Origin of the sequence: Stygiolobus sp. CP850M (assembly GCF_037389425.1) — an archaeon.
Classification (GTDB): domain Archaea; phylum Thermoproteota; class Thermoprotei_A; order Sulfolobales; family Sulfolobaceae; genus Stygiolobus.
This window is the reverse complement of record NZ_JBBHKR010000046.1, coordinates 1-3,872: the sequence shown is the minus strand read 5'-3', so window position 1 is coordinate 3,872 and position 3,872 is coordinate 1. Positions and strand designations below refer to the sequence as shown.

Genomic DNA, 3,872 nt, shown 5'->3' with positions numbered 1-3,872 from the left:
AAGAGGAGTTCAAGGAGAACTTAACTTTAGGCACAGTAATGATGGGTGTTAGTATTGCGTATTGCATAGCTTATGACAGAATGGGGGTCAAGGAATTACTGGAGAAGTATTGTGAGGAAGTCAAACCTTACAACGCCATACTAATATTACCTTACGGTAAATTTACAGTAGGTAGGACTATGAGGAAATGTGTGATGGAGTGAGATAGTCCTTAAAAGTATTCGAGAGTGAGAGGAGATAGGACTTTCGGTGATAGAAGCTTTTGCGCATCACCTAAGGGAGGACTTCTTTGATGGGCTGAATCCTTTTTCACGTTGCGATGTGGGCTATGCCCAAAAGGGTGGGAGAGATTACGGAGATGTGAGCCCCGTGCCATTGGGCTCAAAGGAGTCCCATGACCCACCTGTGGTTAAGGGCTAAGTCCCTACACTCGATCATGAATGAACATAAAATGATTAAAATGATAGCGTAGGGACAAACGGAGGTTGAGCTGGAAAGATTGCTATCCTTGAGAGAGGGCATGAGAGGATGTAGTTAAGCGTTTAAATTACATTTACAACTAGGGTACATATATTCGTTATATGATTTGAAAGAAGGAAGTAATCTTTAAATTAATCCATAAGGCTGTTACTAAAAAGCGTTTGTCATTAGGACATCAGCCGGTCTATATATTTCACCTTCTTTTATTAAAAATGAAGAATCGACCAGATTTTTTATTAAATTAGTTACCTCTTTATCATCAACGCTAATTCCCTCCTTAGCCTCAATAGCTCTTTTAACATCACTCCATCTACAACCCCTCTTACAAACCTGCATTATCGTATAATATCTTTCCCTTGCCTCCTTCCTATTAGAGAGGAAGTTATTAAATTCCTCCTTGATTAACTCTACTGCAGCCGAAATAGTCTTCTCTAAAGCACTTTTATGATCCTTAAACTGCAAATAGTAAAACCCGTAATAAGTGAGCCAACCTGGAATACCTCCTAAATTATTATAAGCTTCTTCTAGCTCTTCCTCACTTACCTTTGCATTAGCCTCCTTAAATCCCCTCCTTAGAAACTCTATGGCAAGGTCTTTATTAAATGGGTTTACGTAAACTTCTGTCATAGCTCTACCATATAAGGGTGACTTAGCATCGCCCAGTTTTAAAAACTTATATACCATACCTATTTCACTCCCCGTAAATATAAAACGTAATTTTAAATTATCATAAGCGTAAGCAAGAGGATAGAGCAAATTATAACCACGTAACTTCCTCAACTCTTGCGACTCATCAAATACTATAACCACCCTCTTACCCTCTTTTTCACTTATCTCTGACAACCTCTCAAACAAGTTACTCATATCAACCTTATTTTCTTTACTCCAACCGAGCCTTAGTTCTATACCAGAAATACTAACACCTTTAACCCCTTTAAACAAGTTTTTCAGTCTTTCCGGGAACGAATTTAGAACCCTCTCGAGCTCTTGCACTAAGTCTTTATAGTTCAAATAAGGCTTCCCCTCATATTTCCTCAAATCTATATAAATCCATATTGCATCCTCTTCCTTCATTAAAACTTTAACTATTGACGACTTCCCACTCCTCCTAATTCCTAAGATCAGAGTGATTGGATAGTTAAGCCCGTTTTTAACCTTCTCGAGTTCAGCCTCTCTATCAAACAAATCCTTCGGGTCTTCTTTAGGTTTTGGGTCGAATAACAGGGTATCCCCCCAGTTACTGGATATCCCCCCAGTTAATAAGAGTATTCAACATTAAGTAAGGTTAAAAAATTTCTATTATCTTTCCTGAGTGTTGGGATAGTGTCGTCGTTAAGCTACAAATTCTGGGATTTAACCGTCTTTTCGACAAGACTAGGGCTGAGGAGTACATCATGCTACGAATGCTCCTATTTACTGCCTCCGTTGCTCTCTCGAATCTAATTAGCCTATCCCTCAATGAGGAATGAAAGGACTCATTAGGGTTAACTAGCTAGACAACCGTGTGGTCTTTCAACCAGAAGTACAAGTTATAATAATCATTCACCCATCTACCCTCTTCAGGCAAATACTTTCTGACCTCAAGGAAAGTACTCTCATCCCTACCCAAAATGAGGTAAACTCCCAGCTTAGTGTACACGTAACAAGTGAAAACCCACTTGTAAAAAGCCCTAGCATTCTTGTACAAGTAAGTCCACATCTCATCAACAACCTTAGCGAAAACCTTACCCTTAACTGAATCCTCAGCCCTACCCCACAACTCAACCAACTTCTCATACTTTTTCCTACCATAACGCTGTGAAAACAGTACCAAGAGGTACGTTAAGGCTAGAAATGGCTCTCATACTCATACCATTAGTATTTTCAAAGCCTCCTCCCTCAACTTCCTAGAATGATAACTAGCATCACCCAAGAAGTACTTACCACAATCCCCACACAAAAACTTCTACCTACCCAAAGGCCTACCACACTTAACAACATGATGACTACCACAAGAGGGAAAAGAAACGTCTTGCCTAAATACAGGCTTCCTACCCGTCAGTGATACTCATTATACAAATATAAATAACTTAACAACGACACTACCTCCACACTCTCAGAGTTACGATAAAAAGATTGTAGAAGAAAAATTAACTTGACAAGAGGAAACTTTACTGATATCAACATAATGCACAATCACAATACTTCAGGGGAGTTATTAAGAAATAATTTCTACACTTACTAATTAAAACTTAATGATAAGCTCCCTAAATGCACAAGGATAAATACCACTCCTTTATACTATGTAGTTTATATGGGTATATTTATGCGATTTAATTACACACTTAAAACCCTAGTTTAGTAAAATAATCCATGAACTTGTATGATTTATCGAGAGAAGTAAGATCTGTACTAAAAGAAGATAAAAGAGATGTTGGTGGGATAATACACAAGGATAAATTAGCTTTCGTTCTAGTAGACGGCTTAGGGTGGAATATATCCCGAGGAATAGAAACTAGCGTTGAGCCCATAAAAATACAGTCTATATTCCCTTCTATAACTGTAACTGTATTTGCCACTTTACTAACAGCTAAGAGGCCTGGAGAACATGGTATTTTAAGCTGGAGAATATATAATAGAGAGGAAGGGAGGATTGTTAACCTTATAAAAACCCTCAGAGAGCAAAGTATTGAATTGGACACATTCTTTACAAATACGGATTCTGTCTTCCTTATGCCTGAAGTAGCTACCAAGAGTCTGATGAATAAACTCCAAGTAGTTCCGTACTATACTTACTGGGATGGATTGTATAAATTCAAGGAATTACTTGAGAACAAACCGTCAAAGTTTATCTTCTTTTACATACCTTACGTAGATGCAGTATCTCATCAATACGGCCCATATCATGAAGCTACAACTGCTACTGCAAAAGATGTGATGAAGTCATTAGACTTGTTGGCCACCAGGTTCAAGGATAAATATACTTTGTTGATTACATCTGATCATGGGCACACAACTATAAACAAGAGCGTTAACTTAAGGGAAGATATAGAGTTCATGAAGGAAATGGAGTTCCCTCCATATGGAGACGCGAGAAGTCTAATGTTTAAGGGAAAAAGGCCATTATCAGTCCTCAAAAAATACGGTACGTTATACGAGAGGGAGGAAATAGAAAGACTTATAGGAGGAACTACAAATGTTCCAGACTTCTTACTAATACCAGATGAAGGTATTAACGTGGTCTACTGGGAGGACGATATGGAACACACATATAAGGGAAGCCATGGTGGCTTAACGAAAGACGAGATGGAAATCCCTCTGTACGTTTATGAATAGCTATATAGTAAATTTATTTGTATATATATTTTATACCTAAAAATTATAAATATGTTTATTATTATTTTTCATATGAA

3 protein-coding genes and 2 pseudogenes are annotated in these 3,872 nt (G+C 37.8%); 3 read left to right on the top strand and 2 right to left on the bottom strand.

The window, feature by feature from the left end; translation table 11 throughout:
• Both WIW89_RS04190 and WIW89_RS04185 read left to right on the top strand, forming a co-directional pair.
• Window positions 1–203, top strand: a pseudogene (locus WIW89_RS04190) (nucleotidyltransferase domain-containing protein); the annotation flags it as partial.
• Between the two features lie 46 nt (window positions 204–249).
• Complete coding sequence (locus WIW89_RS04185; RefSeq protein WP_337719849.1) at window positions 250–420, top strand: hypothetical protein; 171 nt, start codon at window positions 250–252, stop codon at window positions 418–420.
• 210 nt (window positions 421–630) lie between these two features.
• On the opposite strand, the gene WIW89_RS04180 is transcribed toward WIW89_RS04185, so the two are convergent.
• Together WIW89_RS04180 and WIW89_RS04175 are read right to left on the bottom strand one after the other, a co-directional pair.
• The gene (locus WIW89_RS04180) at window positions 631–1,665 is read right to left on the bottom strand and encodes an AAA family ATPase (protein WP_337719848.1); all 1,035 of its coding nucleotides are present in this window, start codon (window positions 1,663–1,665) and stop codon (window positions 631–633) included.
• Between the two features lie 147 nt (window positions 1,666–1,812).
• A pseudogene (locus tag WIW89_RS04175) lies at window positions 1,813–2,521 on the bottom strand (IS1/IS1595 family N-terminal zinc-binding domain-containing protein).
• A 311-nt stretch (window positions 2,522–2,832) separates the two neighbouring features.
• Between WIW89_RS04175 and WIW89_RS04170 the strand changes: the two are divergent.
• Entirely contained in the window at window positions 2,833–3,795 is a 963-nt protein-coding gene (locus WIW89_RS04170; protein ID WP_337719847.1) for an alkaline phosphatase family protein, read from the top strand.
• Window positions 3,796–3,872 lie beyond the last annotated feature (77 nt).

Bases quoted from the DNA above. Each gene is read 5' to 3' on its own strand.
- WIW89_RS04170 (WP_337719847.1), top strand. From the start codon at position 2,833: ATGAACTTGTATGATTTATCGAGAGAAGTAAGATCTGTACTAAAAGAA.